This window comes from Novosphingobium sp. FG137 (genome assembly GCF_057809735.1).
The window spans coordinates 719,384-743,930 of the sequence record NZ_JBMDKN010000002.1; the positions used below are offsets into that span (position 1 = coordinate 719,384).

25 protein-coding genes are annotated in these 24,547 nt (G+C 64.4%); 13 read left to right on the forward strand and 12 right to left on the reverse strand.

The window, feature by feature from the left end; translation table 11 throughout:
* Window positions 1-123: 123 nt before the first annotated feature.
* On the reverse strand, window positions 124-1,029 hold the full coding sequence (locus ACODS2_RS09085) for a DMT family transporter (protein ID WP_488998514.1): 906 nt from the start codon (window positions 1,027-1,029) through the stop codon (window positions 124-126).
* A gap of 170 nt (window positions 1,030-1,199) precedes the next feature.
* Here ACODS2_RS09085 and ACODS2_RS09090 point away from each other — a divergent pair, with 170 nt between their 5' ends.
* Window positions 1,200-2,639 (forward strand): L,D-transpeptidase family protein, encoded by a 1,440-nt coding sequence (locus tag ACODS2_RS09090; RefSeq protein WP_488998515.1) that lies wholly within the window; start codon window positions 1,200-1,202, stop codon window positions 2,637-2,639.
* 572 nt (window positions 2,640-3,211) lie between these two features.
* Here the strand turns inward: ACODS2_RS09090 and ACODS2_RS09095 are convergent.
* The 3 genes from ACODS2_RS09095 to ACODS2_RS09105 form a co-directional block, all read right to left on the reverse strand.
* A complete protein-coding gene (locus tag ACODS2_RS09095; RefSeq protein WP_488998516.1) occupies window positions 3,212-3,859 on the reverse strand; it encodes a hypothetical protein in 648 nt (215 codons plus the stop codon).
* A 47-nt stretch (window positions 3,860-3,906) separates the two neighbouring features.
* Window positions 3,907-4,401: a Panacea domain-containing protein gene (locus tag ACODS2_RS09100; protein WP_488998517.1), complete on the reverse strand. Its 495-nt coding sequence runs from the start codon at window positions 4,399-4,401 to the stop codon at window positions 3,907-3,909.
* Between the two features lie 79 nt (window positions 4,402-4,480).
* A complete protein-coding gene (locus ACODS2_RS09105; protein WP_488998518.1) occupies window positions 4,481-5,539 on the reverse strand; it encodes a ribonucleotide-diphosphate reductase subunit beta in 1,059 nt (352 codons plus the stop codon).
* Between the two features lie 196 nt (window positions 5,540-5,735).
* Between ACODS2_RS09105 and ACODS2_RS09110 the strand changes: the two genes are divergently transcribed.
* Window positions 5,736-5,996 carry a DUF2171 domain-containing protein gene (locus ACODS2_RS09110; protein ID WP_488998519.1) on the forward strand — a complete coding sequence of 87 codons (261 nt, stop codon included), beginning with the start codon at window positions 5,736-5,738 and terminating at the stop codon, window positions 5,994-5,996.
* Between the two features lie 50 nt (window positions 5,997-6,046).
* On the opposite strand, the gene ACODS2_RS09115 is transcribed toward ACODS2_RS09110, so the two are convergent.
* From ACODS2_RS09115 to ACODS2_RS09125, 3 genes are all read right to left on the reverse strand, one after another.
* Window positions 6,047-6,436, reverse strand: a complete 390-nt coding sequence (locus ACODS2_RS09115; protein ID WP_488998520.1) for a PepSY domain-containing protein — start codon at window positions 6,434-6,436, stop codon at window positions 6,047-6,049.
* 146 nt (window positions 6,437-6,582) lie between these two features.
* Window positions 6,583-6,864, reverse strand: coding sequence for a hypothetical protein (locus tag ACODS2_RS09120; protein ID WP_488998521.1), 282 nt, complete (start codon window positions 6,862-6,864; stop codon window positions 6,583-6,585).
* A 38-nt stretch (window positions 6,865-6,902) separates the two neighbouring features.
* A complete protein-coding gene (locus ACODS2_RS09125) occupies window positions 6,903-8,930 on the reverse strand; it encodes a ribonucleoside-diphosphate reductase subunit alpha (RefSeq protein WP_488998522.1) in 2,028 nt (675 codons plus the stop codon).
* Window positions 8,931-9,470: 540 nt separating this feature from the next.
* On the opposite strand from ACODS2_RS09125, the gene ACODS2_RS09130 reads away from it, so the two are divergent.
* Window positions 9,471-9,713 (forward strand): GlsB/YeaQ/YmgE family stress response membrane protein, encoded by a 243-nt coding sequence (locus tag ACODS2_RS09130; RefSeq protein WP_488998523.1) that lies wholly within the window; start codon window positions 9,471-9,473, stop codon window positions 9,711-9,713.
* A gap of 116 nt (window positions 9,714-9,829) precedes the next feature.
* Here ACODS2_RS09130 and nadB read toward each other — a convergent pair whose 3' ends face one another.
* Both nadB and ACODS2_RS09140 read right to left on the reverse strand, forming a co-directional pair.
* The gene (nadB, locus tag ACODS2_RS09135; protein WP_488998524.1) at window positions 9,830-11,449 is read right to left on the reverse strand and encodes an L-aspartate oxidase; all 1,620 of its coding nucleotides are present in this window, start codon (window positions 11,447-11,449) and stop codon (window positions 9,830-9,832) included.
* A 403-nt stretch (window positions 11,450-11,852) separates the two neighbouring features.
* Window positions 11,853-12,809, reverse strand: coding sequence for an ABC transporter ATP-binding protein (locus ACODS2_RS09140; RefSeq protein WP_488998525.1), 957 nt, complete (start codon window positions 12,807-12,809; stop codon window positions 11,853-11,855).
* Window positions 12,810-12,913: 104 nt separating this feature from the next.
* Here ACODS2_RS09140 and ACODS2_RS09145 point away from each other — a divergent pair, with 104 nt between their 5' ends.
* From ACODS2_RS09145 to ACODS2_RS09185, 9 genes are all read left to right on the forward strand, one after another.
* Complete coding sequence (locus ACODS2_RS09145; protein ID WP_488998526.1) at window positions 12,914-13,117, forward strand: zinc-finger domain-containing protein; 204 nt, start codon at window positions 12,914-12,916, stop codon at window positions 13,115-13,117.
* Between the two features lie 42 nt (window positions 13,118-13,159).
* Window positions 13,160-14,587: a metalloprotease TldD gene (gene tldD, locus ACODS2_RS09150; RefSeq protein ID WP_488998527.1), complete on the forward strand. Its 1,428-nt coding sequence runs from the start codon at window positions 13,160-13,162 to the stop codon at window positions 14,585-14,587.
* Between the two features lie 313 nt (window positions 14,588-14,900).
* Window positions 14,901-15,326, forward strand: coding sequence for a hypothetical protein (locus ACODS2_RS09155; protein ID WP_298164306.1), 426 nt, complete (start codon window positions 14,901-14,903; stop codon window positions 15,324-15,326).
* Between the two features lie 32 nt (window positions 15,327-15,358).
* On the forward strand, window positions 15,359-15,946 hold the full coding sequence (locus ACODS2_RS09160) for a GNAT family N-acetyltransferase (RefSeq protein ID WP_488998528.1): 588 nt from the start codon (window positions 15,359-15,361) through the stop codon (window positions 15,944-15,946).
* Window positions 15,947-15,954: 8 nt separating this feature from the next.
* A complete protein-coding gene (gene ispG, locus ACODS2_RS09165; RefSeq protein ID WP_488998529.1) occupies window positions 15,955-17,091 on the forward strand; it encodes a flavodoxin-dependent (E)-4-hydroxy-3-methylbut-2-enyl-diphosphate synthase in 1,137 nt (378 codons plus the stop codon).
* Window positions 17,092-17,129: 38 nt separating this feature from the next.
* Window positions 17,130-17,759, forward strand: a complete 630-nt coding sequence (locus ACODS2_RS09170) for a DUF4919 domain-containing protein (protein WP_488998530.1) — start codon at window positions 17,130-17,132, stop codon at window positions 17,757-17,759.
* A 66-nt stretch (window positions 17,760-17,825) separates the two neighbouring features.
* Window positions 17,826-18,350, forward strand: coding sequence for a retropepsin-like aspartic protease family protein (locus ACODS2_RS09175; protein ID WP_488998531.1), 525 nt, complete (start codon window positions 17,826-17,828; stop codon window positions 18,348-18,350).
* A 10-nt stretch (window positions 18,351-18,360) separates the two neighbouring features.
* Window positions 18,361-18,867: a GNAT family N-acetyltransferase gene (locus ACODS2_RS09180; RefSeq protein ID WP_488998532.1), complete on the forward strand. Its 507-nt coding sequence runs from the start codon at window positions 18,361-18,363 to the stop codon at window positions 18,865-18,867.
* 21 nt (window positions 18,868-18,888) lie between these two features.
* Window positions 18,889-19,512: a murein L,D-transpeptidase catalytic domain-containing protein gene (locus ACODS2_RS09185; RefSeq protein ID WP_488998533.1), complete on the forward strand. Its 624-nt coding sequence runs from the start codon at window positions 18,889-18,891 to the stop codon at window positions 19,510-19,512.
* Between the two features lie 75 nt (window positions 19,513-19,587).
* On the opposite strand, the gene ACODS2_RS09190 is transcribed toward ACODS2_RS09185, so the two are convergent.
* The 3 genes from ACODS2_RS09190 to gyrB all read right to left on the reverse strand — a co-directional run bounded on the left by ACODS2_RS09190 (window position 19,588) and on the right by gyrB (window position 22,890).
* Window positions 19,588-19,977, reverse strand: coding sequence for a hypothetical protein (locus ACODS2_RS09190; protein WP_488998534.1), 390 nt, complete (start codon window positions 19,975-19,977; stop codon window positions 19,588-19,590).
* Window positions 19,978-20,096: 119 nt separating this feature from the next.
* Window positions 20,097-20,303 carry a hypothetical protein gene (locus ACODS2_RS09195; protein ID WP_488998611.1) on the reverse strand — a complete coding sequence of 69 codons (207 nt, stop codon included), beginning with the start codon at window positions 20,301-20,303 and terminating at the stop codon, window positions 20,097-20,099.
* Window positions 20,304-20,352: 49 nt separating this feature from the next.
* Window positions 20,353-22,890, reverse strand: a complete 2,538-nt coding sequence (gene gyrB / locus ACODS2_RS09200; protein ID WP_488998535.1) for a DNA topoisomerase (ATP-hydrolyzing) subunit B — start codon at window positions 22,888-22,890, stop codon at window positions 20,353-20,355.
* Between the two features lie 163 nt (window positions 22,891-23,053).
* Between gyrB and ACODS2_RS09205 the strand changes: the two genes are divergently transcribed.
* Window positions 23,054-24,484: a M20/M25/M40 family metallo-hydrolase gene (locus ACODS2_RS09205; RefSeq protein WP_488998536.1), complete on the forward strand. Its 1,431-nt coding sequence runs from the start codon at window positions 23,054-23,056 to the stop codon at window positions 24,482-24,484.
* The last annotated feature ends 63 nt before the right edge of the window (window positions 24,485-24,547 follow it).

The following is a 24,547-nucleotide window of genomic DNA, read 5'->3' on the forward strand; positions in this document are numbered from 1 at the left end:
GCACGGGTGCCCGATGCGCCGAGACAGCCCGCGCGTCAAGGCTTGGAGGCTGCGTGAAATGCATAGTTTGCATGCTGATCATGCGCGCGAACGCGGCCCTGCGTTGCCGGCCATCTCGCCCGGTCAGGCGCGCTCGGCGGCGGCTTCCGATGCGGGCTTGCGCCGCAGCGCGATCAGGCAGCCCGCCACGATCAGCACCACGCCGGCAAGGGTGCGCACCGTCAGCGGTTCGGAAAACACGATCCAGCCCGTCAGCGCCGCCCAGATGAACGCGGTGTATTCCAGCGGCACCAGCACCTGCGCTTCGGCGCGGGCATAGGCCCAGCCCAGCAGCATCAGCGATCCCGTCGAAAGCACGGCAGAGGCTGAAAGCACCAGCCACATCTGCGCCGGCGGCATCGGCGCAAACCACCATGCGCCAAGCCCGAGCAGGCAGAAGATGAAGAAGGTCTGGAAGAACGATATCTCCTCCGGCCCCGCAAGCTGCGACTGCCGCCGCTGCAGCACGAGGTTCACCGCATAGAGCACCGCCGACAGCAGGATCGCGATCAGCCCGTGGACGCTTTCGGTGTTGTATTGCCCGCCGAACTTGCCTGCCGCGATCAGGCCCACGCCGCCCAGCGCCAGCACCGATCCCGCCACCGCCCGCCGCGAAAGCTCCTCGCCCAGCGTTGCGGCCGCCAGATAAAGCGCGAGCAGCGGGGCGACGAACGACAGCGCCATGGCTTCGGCCACTGGGGTCCGCGCAAGTCCATAGAAGAACAGCACCGCCATCACCCCCGAAACGCCCGAGCGCATCAGATGGAGCCGCATGGCCTCGCGCCCCGGCAACCGGCGGCGGCCGTCCTTGTTGCCGCGCGCCAGCCAGACCGGCAGCATGATCAGCGAACCGACCAGATTGCGCCAGAACAGCGCGGCATAGGCCCCCACCGCCAGTGCGGCGATCTTCATGAACCCGTCCATCACGCCGAAGCAGGCTAGGCCGGTCAGGGCGGAAAGGATCGGGAGCAAGGGGGCGGAGCGCTTCATCGCCCGCCCATAGCGACCCCGCTGGCGGAGTGCAAAGGCGAGGCCCATCGCCCGACCCCGCCCCATGTCGCAATTCAGCAAACAGTCAGCCGCCTTGCTTGATTGGAACACCAGCTTGGGGCAGGAATTAGTGTGTAGCCGGGCGCCCAAACAGGGAAAGACATCAACGAATGCATATGATCCATCGGTCCAGTCTCAGCGGCATGCTCTGCACGGCAGCGATCGGCTGGGCCGTGCTTGGCGCCCCCGCCGCCGCCCGGCAGGGCCCGGTCGATCTGACCGCAGCGGCCCAGCCCGCCAAGCCCGCACCGAGCGCCAATGCGCCCAAGCCCGCGCCGAGTCCCGCGGCCACGGCACCGGCACCGGCACCATCAGCCCAGGCAACCCCGGCGCCTGCCGACGCTGCCACGGCAGCCCCCGTGCCGGTGTTTCAGCCGGTGCCGCCGCCGCTTGCGCACTGGACACTCGCCGATGCGCAGGCGCTGCTCGCATCGATCAAGGGAATCCGCACCGAGGGCCTGACCCCTGCCGACTACGAGCCGGCGAATCTGGCCGCCGCCATCGCCAAGGGTGAAGGCGACGATCTCGATGCGCTCGCCAGCCGCCTTTTCGTCTGGCTCGCCGAAGACCTGCGCGATGGCCGCACGCCGATGCCCGCGCGCGTGCAGTGGTTCGCGATCGATCCCGATCAGGATCTGCACCCCAATTCGCAGCTCCTTGCGCAGGCGACCGAGACGCACGACATTCCGGGCGTACTCGCCTCGCTCAATCCCACGCACCCCGATTATGCCCTGCTGCGCGACATGCTGGCCAAAGCCAAGGAGCCGCGCCAGATCGGCATGATCAAGGCCAACATGGACCGCTGGCGCTGGCTGGCGCGCGACATGGGGCTGCAATACCTCATCATCAACGTGCCGGAGCAGGAGCTCCGGCTCACGGTGAACAACAAGATCATCCGCACCTACCGCGCCATCGTCGGCAAGCCGGGCAAGACCGCGACGCCGCAGCTCGCCGAGCAGGTCAAGAACGTGGTGTTCAACCCGACCTGGACCGTGCCGCAGTCGATCGTGGTGGGTGAAGGTCTTGGCCAGAAGCTGATCGCCAGCCCCGCGCTTGCCAAGCGGCAGGGCTATGTCGCGACCAAGAACGCGGACGGCACGATCACCGTGGTGCAGCAGCCGGGCGACACCAATTCGCTCGGCCGCGTGAAGCTCGACATGCCCAACGAGCACGCGATCTACATCCACGATACGCCCAACCGGAACCTCTTCGCGCTCCCCACGCGCGCGCTCAGCCACGGCTGCATCCGCGCCGAACGTGCGACCGAACTGGCGATGACGATGGCGATCCTCGGCGCGGACCTGCCGCCCGAAACGGCAGTGCAGTACAACCTCTCGGGCAAGTACACCAAGGTGCCGATGACCAAGCCCTGGGCGGTCTACATCACCTACTTCACCGTCGCGCGCGACGTGAACGGCCTGATGCGCAGCTTCCCGGACATCTACAACCGCGACGCCCCCGTCATCGCCAGCTTCACCAAGCCCCGCGAACTCCACACCGACCAGCGCAAGAGCAACGAGGCGATCATCAAGCTGGATAATCCGCTGTAATCTGGCCCCTCACCATCGCCATTCGCGCACAGGCGGGAATGGCGAAGGGAAGCGGCACCCGGCGCCGTCCTGCGCATGTTGGATTTGGCGGCGCGGCGGCGCGGCTAGCGGGCAACAGGGGTGGATCGCGCGGCCGGTGCGGCGCCGTTTGAGGGCGCTGCGGGAAGGACGTCGCAGTGCTGCTTCGTTTGCGAACGGCTGGAAGGGGCAGTTGCCGATCCGGCTCGACCTGAAAGGGACCAGACCCGGATGCCAGGGGCGGCTCGCATACCAGCCGGCAACCGGCTTCACCGGGCTTTGGGGCCGGGCGAGGCGTGGGCAGTGATCCACTGGGCACGGCATCTGCCGGGCCGAGGCCTTGGGACGACGCCCCGCCTTGAACCCGCAGCCCGCACCGACCGCGTCGGCCTTTGGCGTGAGCCTCAGGCCTGAAGAGCGGGGGGAAGGCTGGCCTCGCCTGCTCCCGATCCGGGGCGGCGTTTAACCTAATTGGTTTGTTTTGTCAAGGTGTGGGGACAGGATTACAGATTCAAGCAACTTCATGGGTTGGTAGCTAAAAGAACTGAACGATGTCAGAATCCAAACCCGTCCTGCCTGTCATCTATTTGATGGACCTTATCGCGCTTTTGCTTAGGCTTTGTAAGGTGGAGACGCCACGCTTGGCGGAGGGAGGCAATACGACGGGTAAACTCCCTATCGGCCATCGGCGGCACAGCTTGGAGATCAACAAGATTCAGGCCCCGCACCGAACCATCAACGGCTTCAGTATCGACTATCCAGAGCTTAAATTCCTCAAAATACTCGATGTAAACTTCTTCCAACACACGCCGCATGAATGAAGGGCTATAAGCCCAGGGTGTCGGATTCTTGCGAGGCTGGAGAAAAATGAGGTTCGGCACGCCGTTCACGACTGCGACTGTCTCGGGTCTAAGACCAAGAGCAAAATCTCGATCGATGGGGTACAATATCTTCTGCAGTCGATAAAAAGTGCAGCCACGAAACCTGACACACGCAGATACAAGTCTCGCAACGTCAATATTGCATTTACGCGCAAGGTCGAACTTGATCTTCTCAAGACCGCCCAGAGCTACTACGAGCGGCATTGAACCTTCAAGCAAGACTGGCGTCAATTTCCTAACACTGCCATAGCTGAATGGGCCGGCGTCAGAAAAGTACTCACTCACTCGTGATGTTGTTTCCCGCGAAGTCGGCGCCGTCATCCGCGCCGCATCAATAATGTCTACCGTACGGGGCAAAACAATTCTCCTCAATGCAGCGTTACAACCGACTCTATGCGTCGGAAGTGATCGAGAATTATAGCATCAGGAATCTTCATCCCGGGAAAAACTGCATCATCTGCTTGCTGCCAGACGTACTCCCAAGGCCCGTCCTCAACGTGTGATGCTTCAACGAGCTGGCTGGCCGTGTAACTAGCATACTTCTCTAGAACAGATGAGATGATCTCAGCATGCTCCGGGTCAAGCTTAGTTGGCCTATAAACAGCTTCGCCAGTAAGTGGATCAATGTAAGTCGCACGAACGTCACGCAAAGCGCCGTCTCGAAACGACTTAAACTGATCATAAATCACTCTCTGAACTGGACCGTACTTCCAAGCTTCAAACTTGCTCTTTATAAGAGGCTGATCATACATTGCGTAAAACCAGCCATGTGAGAAATACAGTAGCTTTTGGAGAGCGAGATTAGTAATCTTGAGTCCGCGATTGTCTGCAAACTCGAGAATAAAATTCGCAATGTCTCTCACATCATACATTACGCGGTCCAGAGCGGCGAGGTGCCATTGTTCTCTCTTCGTTCTAGTCCATTCGGCCTTCTGAGTCAAATCACTCCGCCGCGATCCCCGCAGCCTTAAACATATCCGCCTCGGCCTCTTCCACCAGCTCGTTCGCCGGCTCTGCCGACTTCGCCTTGCGGCGGCTGTCGAAGCTCGACCACACGGTGTTCCAATCGCCGCGGGTGGCGGCCTTGGAGTATTCGGTGGCGCGGGTTTCGAAGAAGTTGGCGTGTTCGACGCCGTTGAGCAGCGGGGTGAGCCAGGGGAGGGGGTGTTCCTCGATCATGTAGATCGGCTGGAAGCCCAGCTGGCCGAGGCGCCAATCGGCGATGTAGCGGATGTACTTCTTGATTTCCTTGGGGCTCATGCCCGGCACCGGGCCTTGTTCGAAGGCGAGGTCGATGAAGGCGTCCTCGAGGCGGACGGTCTTCTGGCAGCAATCGATGATGTCTTCCTTCACCGCCTTGGTGAGGCAGCCGCGCTCCTGCACGAAGGCGTGGAACAGCTTGGTAATGCCTTCGCAGTGGAGCGATTCATCGCGCACCGACCACGAGACGATCTGGCCCATGCCCTTCATCTTGTTGAAGCGCGGGAAGTTCATCAGCATGGCGAAGCTGGCGAAGAGCTGGAGGCCTTCGGTGAAACCGCCGAACATCGCGAGCGTGCGGGCGATGTCCTCATCGGAATCGACGCCGAACTGCTGCAAGTAATCGTGCTTGGCGCGCATTTCCTCGTATTCGAGGAACATCGCGTATTCGCTTTCGGGCATGCCGATGGTGTCGAGCAGGTGCGAGTAGGCAGCGATGTGCACCGTCTCCATGTTGGAGAAGGCGGCGAGCATCATCTTGACCTCCGTCGGCTTGAACACGCGGCCATACTTGTCGTGGTAGCAATCCTGCACCTCGACATCGGCCTGGGTGAAGAAGCGGAAGATCTGGGTGAGCAGGTTGCGCTCGTGGTCCGAGATCTTCTGCGCCCAATCGCGGCAATCCTCGCCCAAGGGCACTTCCTCGGGCATCCAGTGGATCTGCTGCTGGCGCTTCCAGAAGTCGTAGGCCCAGGGATATTCGAAGGGCTTGTAGGAGCTGCGGGCTTCAAGAAGGGGCATGGGACGGATCCTGTTGGGCAAGGGATTGATATAGGAAGCGGGGTGCGGCGGGATAAGCCGCGCCAAAGGGTAAACGCGCGGAATCGCGCAAGGTCGCGGTGCGGCGCGTGGAACGTGTGGGTCGGCGGCGCGTTGTGCGGTTGAGGGCGCGCGGCCATCCGGCTGCGCGACCTGACCACAGCCCCGGAGAACCATCATGTCCAATGCCATCGCCGCACAAATCCGCGAGCACATGGAAGTCATCGGCGCAGACGGCGTGCATGTCGGCACGGTCGATCATGTCGACGGCGACCGCATCAAGCTGACCAAGAAAGACAGTAGCGCCGGGATCGAAGGGGAAACCCATCAGGGCCACCACCACTATCTCTCGCTCGGGCTTGTTGCCGAAGTGGAGGGCGACACGGTGCGCCTCTCCGCCAATGGTGACGTGGCCTACTCGATGGAAGAGGAAAACTAAGGCAGCAGATCCGGCCGCAACCCCGTTCGAGGTTGCGGCCGGGTGCTGCGCTATTTCCAGAACCAGCGCGGGGTCAGCTTGCGCTCCGCCCGATTGCGCCACATCTGAATGTAGAGCCAGAGCCCCGAGAAGCTGAAGAAGATCATCGCGAAGCCCGAAAGCGTCGCGATCACCACGCCGACCGGCCCGAAGCTCTCGCCCGAGTGCAAGTGGTGCAGCAGCCCGATGAGCGCGCGCGGATCGCCCGGCTTGGGCTTGGGTCGGCACGTGTAGTCCGGCGGGCAGGTGAAGGCCGGCTTGCCCTCCGCTTGCGCAGCCTTGGGCTTCCCGCCCTCGCCGCCCGCGAAGAGCGGCACGAGCTGGCTGAGTGTGCCGGTGATGGCGATCCACAGCAGGAACACGCCGAAGAAAACCGAAATCCAGCGATGAAACTTGCGCACGACGATGCCCCTTTTGCAATTGCGAATTATTCGCAAATGTAGCCTGCCCTTCATGCGAAGAGCAAGCGGGAACCGTGTCGCGGATTGTCGCAAATGCCCAGGCAGGGAAGCCGAAGGCAGCTGTTTTGTTGCCAGCCTGCATGCCCCTATCCCTCACGGAAGCCAACCAAGCCCGCGAGCAGGGCGAGCGCGATCGCACCTGCGACCAAAGCAACCGGCATCGCCACGAGCACTGCGCCGCATCCGACCAGGCGCTGGCCGAAGCTGTCCAGGCCCCGAACCGTCGCGCCGACGCGACTTGCCGAGATCGCCAGGAACAGGAAGCCAAGGGCCAGAAATGCGGCCGGGACCTTCCAGTACCAGCCGAAAGAGCGAAGGCCATACACGGCAGACTCGGCGATGTAGGCGAGGACGTCTTGCACCGTCATCTACCTCTCCCTCGAAGAGAGTTCCCTTCTGGCGAGGCTCACTGGCAGGCAAGGCATTCCTCGTAGTCGGTCGGGCTCGCCAGCTCGATCACCGGGGCGACGGCGGTGTTGTCCGCCTCCACGCCGCCGGCAAAGCCCGCGCGCTGCACCGACTTCGAGCGGAGGTAGTAGAGCGACTTGATGCCCTTCTCCCACGCCTGGAAGTGCAGCATCATGAGGTCCCACTTGTCCACATCCGCCGGGATGTAGAGGTTCAGCGACTGCGCCTGATCGATATAGGGCGTGCGGTCTGCCGCGAATTCGAGCAGCCAGCGCTGGTCGATCTCGAAGCTGGTCTTGTAGACGGCCTTTTCCTCCGGCGAGAGGAAATCGAGGTGCTGGACCGAACCGCCCCGTTCGAGGATCGAGTTCCACACGTTGGTCGAATCCTTCGACTTCGATTGCAGCAGCTTTTCGAGATAGGGGTTCTTGACCACGAAGCTGCCCGAGAGCGTCTTGTGGGTGTAGATGTTCGCCGGGATTGGCTCGATGCAGGCGGAGGTGCCGCCGCAGATGATCGAGATCGACGCGGTAGGGGCAATCGCCATCTTGCACGAGAAGCGCTGCATAACGCCCATGTCCGCCGCATCGGGGCACGCGCCGCGTTCCTGCGCGAGGAGCAGCGATGCCTCATCCGCGCGCGAAGCGATGTGCTTGAACATCTTGAGGTTCCACGCCTTGGCCATGGCGCTTTCGAAACCGATGCCCTTGAGCTGCAGGAACGAGTGGAAGCCCATCACGCCCATGCCGACCGAGCGTTCGCGCATGGCGGAATACTTGGCGCGGGCCATCTCGTCCGGCGCGCGGTCGATGTAGTCCTGCAGCACGTTGTCGAGGAAGCGCAGGACGTCCTCGATGAAGCGGTCGTCCTTGTTCCACTCGTCCCAGGTTTCGAGGTTGAGCGAGGAGAGGCAGCAGACGGCGGTGCGATCGTTGCCGAGATGGTCGCGCCCGGTGGGGAGGGTGATTTCCGAGCACAGGTTCGAGGTGGAGACCTTGAGGCCGAGATCGCGGTGATGCTTGGGCATCATGCGGTTCACCGTGTCGTTGAACACGATGTACGGCTCACCCGTGGCGAGGCGGGTTTCGACGAGCTTCTGGAACAGCGAGCGCGCATCGACGGTGCCGCGCACCGAGCCATCCTTGGGGCTGCGCAAGTGGAACTCGGTGCCATCGCGCACCGCTTCCATGAACTCGTCCGTCAGCAGCACGCCGTGGTGCAGATTGAGCGCCTTGCGGTTGAAATCGCCCGACGGCTTGCGGATTTCGAGGAACTCCTCGATCTCCGGATGCGAGACATCGAGATAGCAGGCGGCCGAACCGCGGCGCAGCGAGCCCTGGCTGATCGCGAGCGTCAGGCTGTCCATCACGCGGACGAAGGGGATGATCCCGCTGGTCTTGCCGTTGAGGCCGACAGATTCACCGATGCCGCGCACCTGGCCCCAATACGTGCCGATGCCGCCGCCGCGGCTGGCGAGCCAGACGTTCTCGTTCCAGGTGCCGACGATGCCTTCGAGGCTATCAGACACCGAGTTGAGGTAGCACGAGATGGGGAGGCCGCGCCCGGTGCCGCCGTTTGAAAGCACGGGGGTGGCGGGCATGAACCACAGCTTGGAGATGTAGTCGTAGAGCCGCTGCGCGTGATCCTGATCGTCGGCGTAGGCGTCGGCCACGCGCGCGAAGAGATCCTGATAGCGTTCGCCGGGCAGCAGATAACGGTCGTCGAGCGTGTCCTTGCCGAAATCCGTCAGCAGGGCGTCACGCGCGTGATCGGTTGCGATCGTGAAGCGGCGCGCGTTGATGGTCTTGGAATCGGACGCCGGCTTCGCCGCTGCGGCGAGCGCGCCTGCAGCGCCTGCGGCCATCGCCGCCACCAGCGCTTCGCTGCCCTTATCATCCGCACTCATGCCAATCGCCTTTCCATCTGCCGGGGCAGGGCCGCTGGTGAGGCCCAGCTCGCTCTGGCCGAAATCTTCACGACCCGTACCGTCCTGCTCAACGACGCCGTCACCAGTCCTGAAATCCACGCCGCAACCCCTGTTCATCTTTGAGCGGCCCCCGGATCAAACCGAATCGGGCCCTCGAAATCCATCATACGCCTTGCGGAACAAAAGGAGAATATTTCATTCTCCCAAGGCTTCGCGCGGGCGCCCGCTGCAAGGTCAAGACCAAGGTCGGCGGCGATACAGCCACCGTTGCCGCGAGCTAACTGCCCGCTGCGCCACTGAAACTAGGTTTAGAGGTTCCCCCGGGACCCGACCACTACCCATAGTGCCTCAACCGGAATCAGACACAAGAGGGTAAACACCGCATTACGGATTCGGCTCGTCGCACGTACGATTCGTTTCATCGTCATGACAGTCATGCTGCAGTGCAGCGACGCGCGTGGAAACGGCCATTTCAAGTCCCAATCTGAGCTTCCCGAAAATATTTCAGCACCGTCCACCGATCTTGTGGACAATATGGCTGTCCAGACCCTTCACCACGTTTGCCACCCGATTATCCACTGGCGCGTTGGGCACGGCGCGCGATATGCGTCGCAGCGGTTGCAAAAGCGGAGCGGCAGCGTGTTCAAGCTTATCTCGATCATTCTCAGCGGCTTGTTCGTCGGTCTCGCCGCGCGCTATCTCTATCCCGGCACGGTGCCGATGGGCCTTGGCCGCACGATCCTGCTGGGCATCGCCGGCTCGCTGGTGGCGGGCCTCGCGGCAGGCTGGGGCAGCAACGACGGCGGCCAGGTGAGCCGAGCCGGGTGCATCGCCTCCGTGCTGGGCGCGATGGTGCTGATCTTTATCGGGCGGCATTTGTAGGGACGCGGGCTGCGCCTGACCGCTCTGGATTCCCGCCTTCGCGGGAATGACGAAGGTGGGGTGGTTCGCGGAAAGGATGCAGGCGGGGTGGGCGCGCTGCGGCCTTCCGCCCGCCTTCAGCCAGGCACCAGCACCGTATCGCGCGCGGCGGGCTGGGTCTGGGGGTAATCTTCGGTGAAGTGCAGGCCCCGGCTTTCGCGCCGGGCCCGCGCGCTCTTCACGATGAGTTCGGCGGTCTGGAGCAAGTTGCGCAACTCGATCAGGTCTGCCGTCACACGGAAGTTGCCGTAGTAGTCATTGACCTCGCCATTGAGCAGCTTGATGCGGTGCGCCGCGCGTTCGAGGCGCTTGTTGGTGCGCACGATGCCGACGTAGTTCCACATGAAGCGGCGCAGTTCGGTCCAGTTCTGCTTGATGACGACTTCCTCGTCGGAATCCGAGACGCGGCTCTCGTCCCACGGGCTGAGCGCGGGCGGGGCCGGGAAGCTCTCCCAGCGGGCGAGGATGTCATTCGCGGCGGCATCGCCGAACACGAAGCATTCGAGCAGGCTGTTGGAGGCAAGGCGGTTGGCACCGTGGAGCCCGCTTTCCGAGCACTCGCCGACGGCATAGAGCCCGTCGAGATCCGTGCGGCCGGCCAGATCGATGAGGACGCCGCCGCAGGTGTAGTGCTGCGCGGGGACGACCGGGATCGGCTCCTTCGTCATGTCGATGCCGAGGCCGAGCAGCCGCTCGTAGATATTGGGAAAGTGGCCGCGGACGAATTCCGGGTCCTTGTGGCTGATATCGAGGTGGACGTAATCGAGCCCGAGCCGCTTGATCTCGTGGTCGATCGCGCGGGCGACGATATCGCGCGGGGCGAGTTCTTCGCGCGGGTCGAAGCGCGGCATGAAGCGCTCGCCGCCGCCCGGCACGCCCGGCGGCAGCTTGAGGTGCCCGCCTTCGCCGCGCACCGCCTCGGTGATCAGGAAGTTCTTGACCTCGAGGTTGTAGAGGCAAGTCGGGTGGAACTGCATGAATTCCATGTTGGAGACGCGGCAGCCTGCGCGCCAAGCCATCGCGATGCCGTCTCCGGTCGCGCCGCGCGGGGCGGTGCTGAAGAGATAGGTGCGGCCCGCGCCGCCGGTCGCCAGGATCGTGGCGCGCGCGGCGAAGCATTCGACGCGGCCAGTTCCGGTATCAAGCGCGTAGACGCCCCAGACGCGGTGACCGCCGCTTTCGCCGTCCGTGCGGTCGGCGCGGTGGCGGTCGGTTACCAGATCGATCGCGACCATGTCGGGCCGCAGGGTGATGTTGGGGTGCGCTGTGGCAGCCGCGATCAGCGCCTGCTGCACGGCCCAGCCGGTGGCGTCGTCGACATGGACGATGCGGCGGTGTGAGTGCCCGCCCTCGCGCGTGAGGTGCAAGGCGCCGGATTCGGCATTGAACGGGACACCGAGATCGGCGAGCCGGCGGATCGCCGCGGGTGCGTTCTCCACCACGAATTCCACGGTGTCGCGGCGGTTGAGGCCGGCACCGGCGACCATGGTATCGCGGATATGATCGTCGAAGGTATCCCCCTCGTCGAGCACGGCGGCAATGCCGCCTTGCGCCCACGCGGTCGAGCCGCCGTCCAGCGCGCCCTTGGCGAGCACGAGGACGCGGCAACGTTCTGCGAGCACCAGAGCGGCCGTGAGGCCGGCGGCGCCGGAGCCGATGATCAGGACATCAGGGCTGGCGGGTTCCGAGGCACTCATGACCAGACCCGGGGCACATCAGGAAGATGATCAAACACGCATGCTCTTTGCCTGTCCCTGCGGCGTTTGGAAAGTCTCATGCGGTGCGGGGCGCGAGGTAAAATAATTGTACTTACGCCTTTTGGGTGTTTGTTTCCGCATCTGCGAACTGGTAGGATTCTGGCGGTCGCTTCTCCACTCCAGGATCACATGCCATGCTATGGCGTCTACCATTCTGCCTGTTCAACAGGCATCGCTCCGATCCGGCGTCCGTACGGTGGAACGGCACCCGCCACGTCGGTCGGTGCCGTGACTGCAAACGCACGATCCGCCGGTCAGGCCGGGGCTATTGGAAGCTCTTTTCAGAGCAAAACGAGATTTAAAATCAAAAATATAGCAAAATGCTCGCGAGGCGCAGCGGGGTTTACCCGGCCGCGCCCGCAGGGGCGCTCGTCAGTTTGACGAAGACATCCTCGAGGTCTGCCTCGTCAGTCGAGACATCGACGATTCCGTAACCGAGCGACTGGACCAGCGTGAGCACGTCACCCGCGTTGATGCGGTCCTTGTTGTAGGTCACGCGAAGCTCGCGTTCGCCAGAAATCGTGCTCTTTACAAAGGCCTCGTGCTGCGGTGCGGCAACGATCGGGCGATCCAGTGTAAGCACCACGATTTTCTCGCGCATCATGCCCACCAGCTCACGCGTGGGCTGGTCGGTAATCAGCCGTCCGTGATTGATGATCGCGATGCGGTCGCACAGCTGCTCCGCCTCTTCGAGGTAGTGCGTCGTCAGGACGATGGTAACGCCCTGCTGGTTAAGATCGACCACCAGTTCCCAAAGCAGTCGCCGCAGTTCCACGTCGACGCCTGCGGTCGGCTCGTCGAGCACGAGGATCGGCGGGGTATGGACCATGGCCTTGGCGATGAGCAGGCGGCGCTTCATGCCCCCCGAAAGCGAGCGGGCATAGGCATTGGCCTTGTCGGCCAGATGGACCGACTGCAGGAGTTCGAGCGAACGGCGCGCAGCAGGCGGCACACCATAGAGCCCGGCCTGGATGTCGAGCACTTCGAGCGGCGTGAAGAACGGATCGAACACGATTTCCTGAGGCACGATCCCGATCGAGGCCTTGGCGTTGCGCGGCTCGCGATCAATGTCGAAGCCCCAGATCTCGACCGAGCCGGACGATTTCATCACAAGCCCGGCCAGCGTGTTGATCAGCGTGGACTTGCCCGCGCCGTTCGGACCGAGCAGGCCGAAGATCTGGCCCTGCGGCACATCGAAGCTCACGCCGCCGAGCGCGAGCTTGCCCTCTCCCGATTTGCTGCCAGCCGGGGCGTAGCGCTTGACGAGATCGCGGATGCGGATGGCGGGGGTCGTTTCCATGGGGTTCTCCCTGCCCCTTGATGCGCTTGGCGTAAAGGGGGCAAGGCAGGACGGGTGCAACCACCTGCTTGTCGGCGGCATGCCGGTTTGCTAACCGCGCGGCCATGACCACGATCCAGGCACCCGAGACGGTTCTCACCACAAGCTCGCGCGTCCGCTGCGACGGCGCTGACGGCATCCGCGGCGGCGCGGCGCTGGGGCATCCCCGCGTGTGGATCGAGATCGACGAGCGGGGCTACGCGGAATGCGGCTATTGTGATCGTCGCTTTGTGCTGAAGGGCGGACCGGCGGATCAGGCGGGCGCGTAATCACGGTGGCGTGATGCGGCAGGGCTGCCTATATCCCTGCGCATGACCCATACGCCCGATCCCCGCTCGCTGCTCTATCGTCCCGGACTGCTGACCCCTGAGGAGGCGCGGGCGTTGACCGCCACGGCGCTGGGCGCCTGCGAGGATGGCGAACTCTATCTCCAGTTCATTGCCAGCGAGAGCTTCGGTTTCGACGACGGGCGGCTGAAGACGGCGGACTATTCGCGCGATGCCGGGTTCGGCCTGCGCGGCGTTTCGGGCGAGATGACCGGCTTTGCCCATGCCAACGAGATTTCCGCCGCCGCCATCGCGCGCGCCGGCGAGACGCTGAAGCTGCTCGATCCGGCAAAGGGCGCGGCCGCCGTCCCGCCGCGCCAGAACAACCGCCATCTCTACACCGATGCCTCACCGCTCGATGCGATCCCCTTCGCGGCCAAGGTCAAGCTGCTCGAGACGATCGATGCCGCAGCGCGGGCGCGCGATCCGCGCGTGGCGCAGGTTTCGGCGAGCCTTGCCGCGAGCTGGTCGGTGGTCGAGATCGTGCGGGCGGACGGCTTTGTCGCTCAGGATGTGCGGCCGCTGGTGCGGCTCAACGTGTCGATTGTCGCGGAGCACAATGGGCGGCGCGAGACGGGCAGCTTCGGCATCGGCGGGCGGCGGCTCTATGACGATCTGTTCGAGGCGGACACGTGGAACCGCGCGATCGATACCGCGCTGGCGCAGGCGCTCGTCAATCTCGAATCGGTCGACGCCCCGGCGGGCGAGATGACCGTGCTGCTCGGGCCCGGCTGGCCCGGCATCCTGCTGCATGAAGCCATCGGGCACGGCCTTGAAGGCGATTTCAACCGCAAGGGCACCAGCGCCTTTTCGGGCCGGATCGGCGAGCGCGTGGCGGCACCGGGCGTGACCGTGGTCGACGACGGGTCGATCCCCGGACGGCGCGGCTCGCTCACCATCGATGACGAAGGCACGCCGACCGAGGAGACCGTGCTGATCGAGGACGGCATTCTCAAGGGCTATATCCACGACCGGATGAGCGCGCGGCTGATGGGCCTTGCGCCCACCGGCAACGGGCGGCGCGAATCCTATGCCCACGCGCCGATGCCGCGTATGACCAACACCTTCATGCGGGGCGGCAGCGACGATCCGGCCGAGCTGCTCAGCCGCGTGAAGAACGGCATCTTCGCCAAGTCGTTCGGCGGCGGGCAGGTTGACATCACCAGCGGCAAGTTCGTGTTTTCCTGCACCGAGGCCTACCGCATCGAGAACGGCAAGCTGGGCGCGCCGATCAAGGGCGCGACCCTGATCGGCGACGGGCCGAGCGTGCTGACGCGCGTGACCGGGATCGGCAATGACATGGCGCTGGACGAAGGCGTGGGCGTCTGCGGCAAGGGCGGGCAGAGCGTGCCGGCAGGTGTCGGCCAGCCGACCCTGCTGGTCGAAGGGCTCACGGTAGGCGGCACAGCCTGACCCCAGGGTATGCGGGTATTTGGCCCATGCCGGGCTGCAAACCGCCGCTTTCTGCGCTTCCGGTGCTCACGTACTGAAAGTACGCTGCGCGCCGGTTCTCGGAAGCGACGATTTTCGCTCCGGCCTGAGCCAAATCCCCGCACACCCTTGTGCGGACCGGGTCAGCAGTCTCGAAATGCGACACCAGGAGAACTACGTAGTAGGCATAGGGCCTGCGACTTGGTTTAGGGTGCCCTCAGGGAAACTACAGTCAGCGCTGGTTAAGGCGGCGCGGCGTAGCCTGCCCGCCAATTGGAATGAGAAAGGGCACGTCATGATCCGGAACGCCACAAAGCTCGGGTTCGTTGTCGCCGCCGGCGCGCTGCTGCTGGCTGGTGCGGCTGCCGACGCCCGTCCCCGCCTGACCGGTGAGGAACAGCTGGCCAAGCTGCTTGATGGCCGCGTTGCCGGCAAGCCGGTCAACTGCATCAACCTGCCCAACGTCCAGTCCTCGCGCGTGATCGACAAGACCGCGATCGTCTATGGCAGCGGCAGCACGCTCTATGTCCAGCGGCCGAAGTCGGGCGCTTCGTCGCTCAATTCGGACGATATCCTCGTCACCCAGCTGGTGAGCTCGCAGCTCTGCAATATCGACGTGGTTCAGCTGCGCGATCGCAACGGGTTGTTCTGGCGCGGATTCGTGTCGCTCGATCAGTTCGTGCCCTATAGCAGGCCGGCCAAGGTCGCGCTGGCCGATTGATTTCGGGCCGCGCGTGGCGGTATGGGCGCGGCATGCCTGCCACGTCCCTGCCGCTTCTGCGCCACGCCACTCCCGCCGATACCGCCGCGCTTGCCGATCTTGGCCGCCGCGCTGTCAGCGCCAAGTTCCAGCACCTCTACAAGCCGGAGGACTTCGCCACCTTCCTCGGGCAGGCGCACAGTGAGGAGAAGGTGGCCAAGGAAATCGCCGATCCCGGCATGCGCATCGCGGTGATCGAGGAAGACGGTGCGCTGGTCGCCTTCTGCAAGCTGGTGCTGCAGAGCACGATGCCCGCCGGGCACAGCGATGCGCGCGCGCCGCTGGAATTGAAGCAGCTCTACACCGATCCCGCGCGCATCGGGGGCGGATTCGGCGCAAAGCTGATGGACTGGGCGCTGGCCCAGGCAGAAGAAGTCGGCGCGGACGAGATCCAGCTCTCCGTCTATAGCGAGAATCCCGAGGCGCAGCGGTTCTACCATCGCTACGGCTTTGCCAAGATCGCCGATATCGAGTTCTGGGTCGGGAGCCACTGCGATCCCGAATTTCTTTATGCGCGCCGTCTCGTACGTGAAGGCCATGGCGGCGAAACCCATGGCCATGCCGGAGCCGAGCAGGTATAAGGCGACCCATGTCCTCAGTACGCCCCTGGCGCGATATCGCGCGCCGCAAGAGCCGCCAGATCATGGTTGGGTCCGTTCCCGTTGGCGGCGATGCGCCGATCACGGTGCAGACCATGACCAACACGCTGACCAGCGATCCCGTCGCCACGATCAACCAGATCCGCCGCTGCGAGGATGCGGGGGCGGATATCATCCGCGTTTCGTGCCCCGATGTGGAAAGCACTGCGGCGCTGGGCAAGATCGTGCGCGCGGCGCGCATTCCGATCGTGGCGGACATCCATTTTCACTACAAGCGCGCGCTGGAAGCCGCCGATGCGGGCGCGGCGTGCCTGCGCATCAACCCCGGCAATATCGGATCGAGCGACCGCGTGGCCGAAGTGGTGCGCGCGGCCAAGGCCAATGGCTGCGCGATCCGCATCGGCGTGAACGCGGGCAGCCTCGAAAAGGACCTCCTCGAAAAGTACGGCGAGCCTTGCCCCGAGGCGCTGGTGGAATCCGCGCTCGATCACATCAAGCTGCTGCAGGACCACGATTTCCACGAATACAAGGTGGCGGTGAAGGCCTCCGACGTGTTCCTTGCCGTCGCGGCCTACATGGGCCTCGCCGAAGCAGTCGATTGCCCGCTGCATCTGGGCATTACCGAGGCGGGCGGGCTGATCGGCGGCACGGTCAAGTCCTCGATCGGGCTTGGCAGCCTGCTCTGGGCGGGCATCGGCGATACGCTGCGCGTCTCGCTCTCGGCCGAGCCCGAAGAGGAAGTGCGCGTCGGCTTCGAGATCCTGAAGTCGCTCGGCCTGCGTACACGCGGCGTGCGCGTTGTCTCGTGTCCCTCGTGCGCGCGGCAGGGCTTTGACGTGATCCGCACGGTGGAGGCGCTGGAGAGCCGCCTCAGCCACATCAAGACGCCGATCTCGCTTTCGGTGCTGGGCTGCGTGGTCAATGGCCCGGGCGAAGCGCGCGAGACTGACGTTGGCCTGACGGGCGGCGGCAACGGCAAGCACATGGTCTACCTTTCGGGCGTGACCGACCACACCGTGCAGAGCGAGGAGATGCTGGAGCATATCGTCGCGCTGGTGGAGAAGAAGGCCGCCGAGATGGAAGCGGCGACGACCGATGCGGGGAAGGCGGAAGTGCTAGCGGAGTAGCTGCGCACAAGCCGCGCCAGCGAGGGGGACACGGCGCGATGGGTTTGAAGAACTGGCTTCTGGCAGCGGCGCTGCTGATCGGGCTGATCGCTGTGCCGGCTGCGGCCAGGAACAAGGTCGATCCCGCGGCAATCGCGGCGATGATCGAGAAGGCCAAGGCAAACGACGCCTCGACCGACATGCTCTGGCTGCGGCAGGAGAATTCGCGCGCGCTGGGCTACATGCCGCCATCGTGGGAAGACGGGGGCAAGGCCTATGACCTGCTCGACAAAGAGCCCGCCAAGGCGCTTGAGCGGGCGATGGTCTGGCTCAAGGTCAATCCGCTGGATATCGATGCCAACTACCTGTGCGAGATCGCCTACGAAAAGCTGGGCCGCAAGGACGAGCAGGCCCGCCAGCACAATCTGCTCATGTCGCTGCTGCAATCGGTGATGGGCGGCAAGAACGGCAAGACGCCGGACACCGCATGGAACGCGGTGAGCGTCGACGAGGAATACCAGATCCTGCGGCTGATCGGGTTCAAGCCCAAGAGTCAGGCCTTGCTGAACGACAAGGACAGGAAGTTCGATGCGATGACGGTCACCGATCCGCGCGATGGGAAGGACATGACCATCCACTTCAACATCGATTTCTTCTTCGCCAAGCAGTTTGAAGGCCTGGGCCTCTAACGTCCTCTGGCTCTAGCGGCAGGTCTTGGTGATTTCCTAACGCTTCGAGGGCACAATCGCCCCGTCATGACCCGCTTCATCGTCATTGCCGGCCTCGTCGTTTTCGGCAGCGCGCTGCTGGCGCCGCGGCTCACTGTCGAGCCGCCCGGAGATGCGCGCCCGGCAAGGCCGGAGCATGTCTCGCCATGGAGCAAGGATGCGCCCCCACCCAAGCGCGGCGGGACTGCCGAAATGATCGAGATTGCGCGCGATGCGCAGGGGCAGTTCCATCTCAATGTCGATGTGGGCGGTGAGCCGGTGCGCTTTCTCGTCGATACCGGCGCGGATGTGGTGGCGCTGACCGAGGATGATGCGGACCGGCTGGGGCTGCGGCCCGATCCTTCCGAATATCGCCCGATGCTGCAGACGGCCTCAGGCACCGGCATGGCCGCGCCGGTGGAGATCGAGCGGCTGACCATCGGCGGGCACGACCTGACCGGGATCGAGGCGGTCGTGGTGCCCGATCTGCCGGTCAGCCTGCTCGGCCAATCGGCGCTGCGGCGGCTGGGCAGTGTGACCTTGAAGGGTGACCGGCTGCTGATTGCGGGCTAAGAGCGCGCGCATGACAGTTACCATCCGCCCTGCCACGCCCGCCGATCTGCCGCTGATCGCCGACCTCATCCGCGCGCTTGCCGATTACGAGAAGCTGGCGGACGCCGTGCGCTTTGATGAAGCTGTGCTGGGGGCCAAGCTCTTCGGCGTGCGCCCTTATGCCGAGGTGATCATCGGCGAGGTTGATGGCGCGGCGCAGGGCTTCGCCTTGTTCTTTCACAACTTTTCGACCTTCGAGGGCAAGCCGGGGATCTATCTGGAGGACTTGTTCGTGCGGCCCGAGGCGCGCGGCAGCGGGCTCGGCAAGGCGCTCCTCTCGCGGCTCGCCGCGCTGGCAGTGGAGCGGGATTGCGCGCGGCTCGAATGGTCGGTGCTCGATTGGAACGAGCCCGCGATCGGTTTCTACAGGAAGCTCGGCGCGCGGCTGATGGACGAGTGGACGGTGATGCGGGTGGACGGCGCAGATCTGGCCCGCTTGGGCGCCCAATCGGACGCCCAGTCTGGAAAATCGGCGTAACTGGCCGTATATTCGGGACATATGACGGGACTGGTAAACAGACGCGGGCTCATCAAGGGCGCTGCGGCAACGGTTGTTGCTGCGGCCGCTCCTTTGCGCGTCTTTGCCCAGCCCTACAGCGTGCCCGAACAGAACCGCCGCATCCTTGCCGTGGCGAAGGAGCAGATGGAGCGCGTCAGATCGGTACTGTGGCGCACCGATATCGTTGGCGTTGCCGATTTCGCGCTGCCTTCGGCCATGCCGCGCCTGCATTTCGCCGATCTGGAGAAGGGCGAAGTCCGCTCGTTCCTCGTCGCGCATGGCAAGGGCTCGGACCCGGAGCACGACGGGTTTCTCAAGACCTTTTCCAACGACGTGGGCAGCCTCGCCACCTCGCGCGGGGCGTTCATCACCTATGAGTGGTACAAGGGAAAATACGGCACTTCGATCCGGCTCGGCGGGATCGATCCCGAAAACAGCAATACGCTGGAGCGTGCGATAGTGCTGCACCCGGCGTGGTATGCCAATCCCGACATGCTGGAGAAATGGGGCAAGCTGGGCCGCAGCGACGGCTGCTTCGCGATGAGCGAGGCGGACTTCAACGAGGCGCTCTGGCACCTTTCGGGCGGGCGGCTGCTCTATGCGGATCGGCTGGGGATTTATTGAGCGCCTCACCGTTCCCGCCTGCGCGGGAAGGACGAGGGGAGGATATGGCGTGCGGGCCAGAGCGCGCCGCAAAGTCTAACCCTCCAACCACCCCATCATCTTTGCCAGCAGCACCGCCTCCATGAAAACCAGCAGTGCATAGACCGTCAGCCACATCAGTGGGCGGGGCACTTGGGCCAGATCGGGTCGGCCTGCGGGGTGCCTGAGTGAAACCACGGTCCCTAGCGGCGGCTTCTGCGCTCCGCTGTAGACTGCTTCCACCACCTCATGCTCCGCGCTTTCGCTGGTAAAGTGATAGACCGGGGCGTAGCTGCGGCTGCCCTCGTTCCAGGTCGAGCGATAGCCCGTCACAACCGCCTCCACCCGCCGGGCCGGGCGCGTCAGCCGCACCCAGTCGCGGCGCGCCAGCACCCAGAGGCTGAAGAGGCACAATGCCTGTCCGGCGATGAGGACGTAGGATTCCATCCCGGGGAGCGTGGCATGGGGCCGGTTAAGCTCCCGTTCTCAACGTCCCGTTCGTGTCAAGTGAACGGCTGGCGTTGCAGGAGCGACGAACGGGATGCAGGGGCCATGGCCGCTCGCGTCTATTCCTCTTCCTTCAGCCGCGCCGCCAGCACCGCGATCTCCGCAGGCTCCAGCAGCCAGGTCCGCGTCGCACGGCCCTCGCGGTGGACCGGCACCGTCAGCAGCAGACGCGCATTCTCGCGCGCGTGCGGTTTGTAGAGCGTGAAGTGCAGCGCGCATTCGCGGATCGTGCCGATGATCGGCACGCGGCCTTCGAGGTCGATCATCGTCGCGGCCTGATCCCAGGGGATTTCGGCCAGAGTCGCGCCCGCCACCTCAGACGTCCAGGTTCGCCACGTTGAGCGCGTTTTCCTGAATGAAATCACGGCGCGGTTCGACCACGTCGCCCATCAGGCGGGTGAAGATTTCGTCGGTCACGTCGGCGTCTTCCATCTTCACCTGCAGCAGCGAACGCTGGGTGGGATCGAGCGTCGTCTCCCACAGCTGATCGGCGTTCATTTCGCCCAAACCCTTGTAGCGCGAGATGGCAAGGCCCTTGCGCCCCGCCGCCAGCACTTGCGCAAGGAGTTCGGACGGCCGGGTGATCCCGGCGCTTTCCTTGGTCGCAGGCCGCACGGGCGCTGGCGCTTCGGCCTCGCCCTCCTGCCCTTCCAGCACGGCCTCTGGCTCCGGCTCGGCAGCGGCGGCGCTGGTGCGCACCAGCCGCGCGGGCATGGCATAGACTTCGGCCTGCTCCCCGGCGAGGCGGGCGAGCTTGCGCGCCTCGGCACTCGAAAGGAAGCCGGGTTCGATCGTGTGGTTGTCAGTCACCCCGCGCCACACGCGCTGGATGCGATAGCCGCCATCGGGGGCCACTTCAGCAACCCAGCGCGCGTCGTGCTCGCCCCGGTCCATCCAGCGCACGCTGGCAGCCAGCGCCGCGTCGCGCTCGGCTGCGGTCATCTCGGGCTCAAGCGCGCCCGCCAGCGCCAGCGCCTCGATGATCGTCGGATCATAGCGCTTGGGCGCGAAGGCCATCAGGTTGCGGAAGCGCAGCGCGTGCTCGACAAGGCCGGCAAGATCCGCCCCGCTGCGCGCACCGCCGGCGGTTTCCAGCATGCGGCCGGCAAGGCCTGCCTCGACAAGGTAACGATCGAGCGCCGGGCCGTCCTTGAGGTAGACCTCGCTGCGCCCCTTCGCCACCTTGTAGAGCGGCGGCTGGGCGATGAAGAGGTGCCCTTCGCGGATGATCTCGGGCATCTGGCGGTGGAAGAACGTGAGCAGCAGCGTGCGGATATGCGCGCCGTCGACGTCGGCGTCGGTCATGATCACGATCTTGTGATAGCGCAGCTTGGCGAGGTTGAACTCGTCGCGAATGCCGGTGCCCATCGCCTGGATCAGCGTGCCGACTTCCTTCGAGCCGATGATCCGGTCGAACCGCGCGCGCTCCACGTTGAGGATCTTGCCCTTGAGCGGCAGGATCGCCTGGAAGTGCCGATCACGCCCCTGCTTGGCCGAGCCGCCTGCCGAATCGCCCTCGACGAGGAACAGTTCGCACTTGGCGGGATCGCGCTCCTGGCAATCCGCCAGCTTGCCGGGCAGGCTGGCGATATCCATCGCGCCCTTGCGCCGGGTCAGCTCGCGCGCCTTCTTGGCCGCTTCGCGCGCGGCGGCGGCGTCGATCACCTTCTGGATCACGGCGCGTGCATGGGCGGGGTTTTCCTCCAGCCATTCGCTCATCTTGTCAGCCATCAGGCTTTCGAGCGGCTGGCGCACTTCGGAGCTGACCAGCTTGTCCTTGGTCTGCGAGGAGAATTTGGGGTCCGGCAGCTTGACCGAAACGATCGCGGTCAGCCCCTCGCGCATGTCATCGCCGGTAAGCGAGACCTTCTCCTTCTTCAGCATCCCCGAGCGGTCGGCATAGCCATTGAGCGTGCGCGTCAACGCCGCGCGGAAGGCAGCGAGGTGCGTGCCGCCATCGCGCTGGGGGATGTTGTTGGTGAAGGCGAGGACGTTTTCGTAGTAACTGTCGTTCCATTCGAGCGCGACATCGATCCCCACGCCGTCGCGGCTCGCGGAAATGGCAATCGGCTCGGGCATCAGGGGCTGCTTGTTGCGATCAAGGTACTGCACGAACGCGCCGATCCCGCCGACATAATAGAGATCGTGCTCGGCCACTTCCTCGTGCCGCTTGTCGCGCAGCAGGATGCGCACGCCGGAATTGAGGAAGGCCAGCTCGCGGTAGCGGTGCTGCAACTTGTCGAAATCGAACTCGAGCACGTTCTTGAAGGTTTCGTGGCTGGCCGAGAACGTGACCCGCGTGCCCTTCTTGACCCCGCCCTTGCCATCGTCCGGAGCCGGGCCAGTGACCTTGAGCGGGGCGACCGCGTCGCCGTGTTCGAAGCGCATCCAGTGCTCCTGCCCATCGCGCCAGATCGTGAGCTCGAGCCATTCCGAGAGCGCGTTGACCACCGAGACGCCGACGCCATGCAGCCCGCCCGAAACCTTGTAGGCGTTGTCGTCGCTGGTGTTCTCGAACTTCCCGCCCGCGTGGAGCTGGGTCATGATCACTTCGGCGGCGGAAACGCCTTCCTCGGCGTGGATGCCGGTCGGGATGCCGCGGCCATTGTCTTCCACCGAGACCGAACCATCGGGGTTCAATTCGATCAGCACGAGATCGCAATGCCCGGCCAGCGCCTCGTCGATCGCGTTGTCCGAAACCTCGAACACCATGTGGTGCAGGCCCGAGCCATCATCGGTATCGCCGATGTACATGCCGGGGCGCTTGCGCACTGCATCGAGCCCGCGCAGGACCTTGATGGAATCGGCGCCATATTCGTTGGCGTTGGGGATGTTTTCGTTCGTACTGGCCATCATTCAGACATAGGCATTAAAGGCCGATTTCCCAAGCGAATCCGCCCTGTTTTGCACAAGGGAGAGCCCTGTTTCACCCGCTGAAGCGAGGGGGACTGGCGGCGGGGCGCCAATCGTGCTGAAACACGCCGCAACCCCCTCACGACAAAGGACTTGTCACCCCATGCGCAAGCTGCTGACCGGCGCCATTTCGGCCGCCCTGCTCACCTCTCCGGCACTGGCCGCGCCGGCCGCGAAGGCCGATCCCTACGGCGGAGAGGAAGCGTTCCGCAGCCTCTACAAGGAGCTCGTCGAAACCAACACGACACTCTCTTCCGGCAGCTGCACGCTGGCAGCCGAGCGCATGGCGGCGCGCCTCAAGACCGCCGGTTTCACCGACGACCAGCTGACGCTCTTTGCCACGCCCGAAAAGCCCAAGGAAGGCGGCCTTGTCGCCGTCATGCCCGGCACTTCGAAGACCGAGAAGCCGATCCTGCTGCTCGCCCACCTCGATGTGGTAGAAGCCAAGCGCGAGGACTGGGTGCGCGATCCCTTCACCTTGATCGAAGAGAACGGCTATCTCTACGCGCGCGGCACGAGCGACGACAAGGCGATGGCGGCCAGCTGGGTCGATACGCTGATCCGCTTCAAGCAGGAGGGCTTCAAGCCCAAGCGCACGCTCAAGCTCGCGCTCACCTGCGGCGAGGAGACGACTTACGCGTTCAACGGCGCCGAATGGCTGGCCAAGAACAAGCGCGATCTGATCGATGCAGCCTACGCGCTCAACGAAGGCGGCGGCGGGCGCACCAATGGCAAGGGCGTCTCCGAAGGCGGCAAGCTCGTCGTGGAATCGATCCAGGTCGGCGAGAAGGGCGTGCAGAACTACCGCTTCGAAACCCGCAATCCGGGCGGCCACAGCTCGATCCCGGTGCGCGACAACGCGATCTACGAACTCGCCGCCGCGCTCGTGAAGCTGCAGAACTACGACTTCAAACTCGAGCTTTCCGATACGACGCGCGCCTTCTTCGCCAAGGCGGGCGCCGCGCGGAATGACGATCTCGGCAAGGCGATGCAGGCGATTGCCGCCAACCCGGCAGACGGCTCGGCCGAGGCCGTGCTCAATACCGACCGCACGTTCCACTCGATGCTGCGCACCACCTGCGTCGCCACGCTGATCGACGGCGGCCATGCCAACAACGCGCTGCCGCAGCGCTCCGGGGCCAACGTCAATTGCCGCATCTTCCCCGGCCACTCGGTCGAGGAAGTGCAGAAGGAACTGCAGGCCGTTGTCGCCGATGCCGGGGTGACGGTGACCCTCGCTCCGCCCCTGCGGCCCATCGCCAAGACCCCACCGATGGATCCGGCGATCATCGGCCCGATGGAAAAGCTTGCTGCCAAGTACTTCCCTGGCGTGCCGGTGGTGCCGACGATGTCGACCGGCGCGACCGACGCGGTGTTCCTCGGCGCGGTGGGTATCCCGACCTATGGCGTGCCGGGCAGCTGGGGCAATCCGGACGGCAACGGCGTCCACGGCCTCAACGAACGGATCGAGATCAAGTCGCTGATGACCGGCCGCGCCTATCTCTATGAGCTGGTGAAGGCCTACAGCAAGTAACATCGCGGATTTGAAGTTCGGTTCATTTCTCAAAAGGCTTCCGTCGGCCCGTGCTTGACACGG

Bases quoted from the DNA above. Each gene is read 5' to 3' on its own strand.
- ACODS2_RS09110 (WP_488998519.1), top strand. From the start codon at position 5,736: ATGTCCAATGCCATCGCCGCACAAATCCGCGAGCACATGGAAGTCATC.
- ispG (WP_488998529.1), top strand. From the start codon at position 15,955: ATGTCCTCAGTACGCCCCTGGCGCGATATCGCGCGCCGCAAGAGCCGC.
- ACODS2_RS09190 (WP_488998534.1), bottom strand. From the start codon at position 19,977: ATGGAATCCTACGTCCTCATCGCCGGACAGGCATTGTGCCTCTTCAGC.
- ACODS2_RS09095 (WP_488998516.1), bottom strand. From the start codon at position 3,859: ATGACGGCGCCGACTTCGCGGGAAACAACATCACGAGTGAGTGAGTAC.
- ACODS2_RS09155 (WP_298164306.1), top strand. From the start codon at position 14,901: ATGATCCGGAACGCCACAAAGCTCGGGTTCGTTGTCGCCGCCGGCGCG.
- nadB (WP_488998524.1), bottom strand. From the start codon at position 11,449: ATGAGTGCCTCGGAACCCGCCAGCCCTGATGTCCTGATCATCGGCTCC.
- ACODS2_RS09145 (WP_488998526.1), top strand. From the start codon at position 12,914: ATGACCACGATCCAGGCACCCGAGACGGTTCTCACCACAAGCTCGCGC.
- ACODS2_RS09160 (WP_488998528.1), top strand. From the start codon at position 15,359: ATGCCTGCCACGTCCCTGCCGCTTCTGCGCCACGCCACTCCCGCCGAT.
- ACODS2_RS09090 (WP_488998515.1), top strand. From the start codon at position 1,200: ATGCATATGATCCATCGGTCCAGTCTCAGCGGCATGCTCTGCACGGCA.
- ACODS2_RS09105 (WP_488998518.1), bottom strand. From the start codon at position 5,539: ATGCCCCTTCTTGAAGCCCGCAGCTCCTACAAGCCCTTCGAATATCCC.
- ACODS2_RS09180 (WP_488998532.1), top strand. From the start codon at position 18,361: ATGACAGTTACCATCCGCCCTGCCACGCCCGCCGATCTGCCGCTGATC.
- ACODS2_RS09120 (WP_488998521.1), bottom strand. From the start codon at position 6,864: ATGACGGTGCAAGACGTCCTCGCCTACATCGCCGAGTCTGCCGTGTAT.
- ACODS2_RS09195 (WP_488998611.1), bottom strand. From the start codon at position 20,303: ATGATCGACCTCGAAGGCCGCGTGCCGATCATCGGCACGATCCGCGAA.
- ACODS2_RS09085 (WP_488998514.1), bottom strand. From the start codon at position 1,029: ATGAAGCGCTCCGCCCCCTTGCTCCCGATCCTTTCCGCCCTGACCGGC.
- tldD (WP_488998527.1), top strand. From the start codon at position 13,160: ATGACCCATACGCCCGATCCCCGCTCGCTGCTCTATCGTCCCGGACTG.
- ACODS2_RS09205 (WP_488998536.1), top strand. From the start codon at position 23,054: ATGCGCAAGCTGCTGACCGGCGCCATTTCGGCCGCCCTGCTCACCTCT.
- ACODS2_RS09140 (WP_488998525.1), bottom strand. From the start codon at position 12,809: ATGGAAACGACCCCCGCCATCCGCATCCGCGATCTCGTCAAGCGCTAC.
- ACODS2_RS09185 (WP_488998533.1), top strand. From the start codon at position 18,889: ATGACGGGACTGGTAAACAGACGCGGGCTCATCAAGGGCGCTGCGGCA.
- ACODS2_RS09175 (WP_488998531.1), top strand. From the start codon at position 17,826: ATGACCCGCTTCATCGTCATTGCCGGCCTCGTCGTTTTCGGCAGCGCG.
- gyrB (WP_488998535.1), bottom strand. From the start codon at position 22,890: ATGGCCAGTACGAACGAAAACATCCCCAACGCCAACGAATATGGCGCC.
- ACODS2_RS09170 (WP_488998530.1), top strand. From the start codon at position 17,130: ATGGGTTTGAAGAACTGGCTTCTGGCAGCGGCGCTGCTGATCGGGCTG.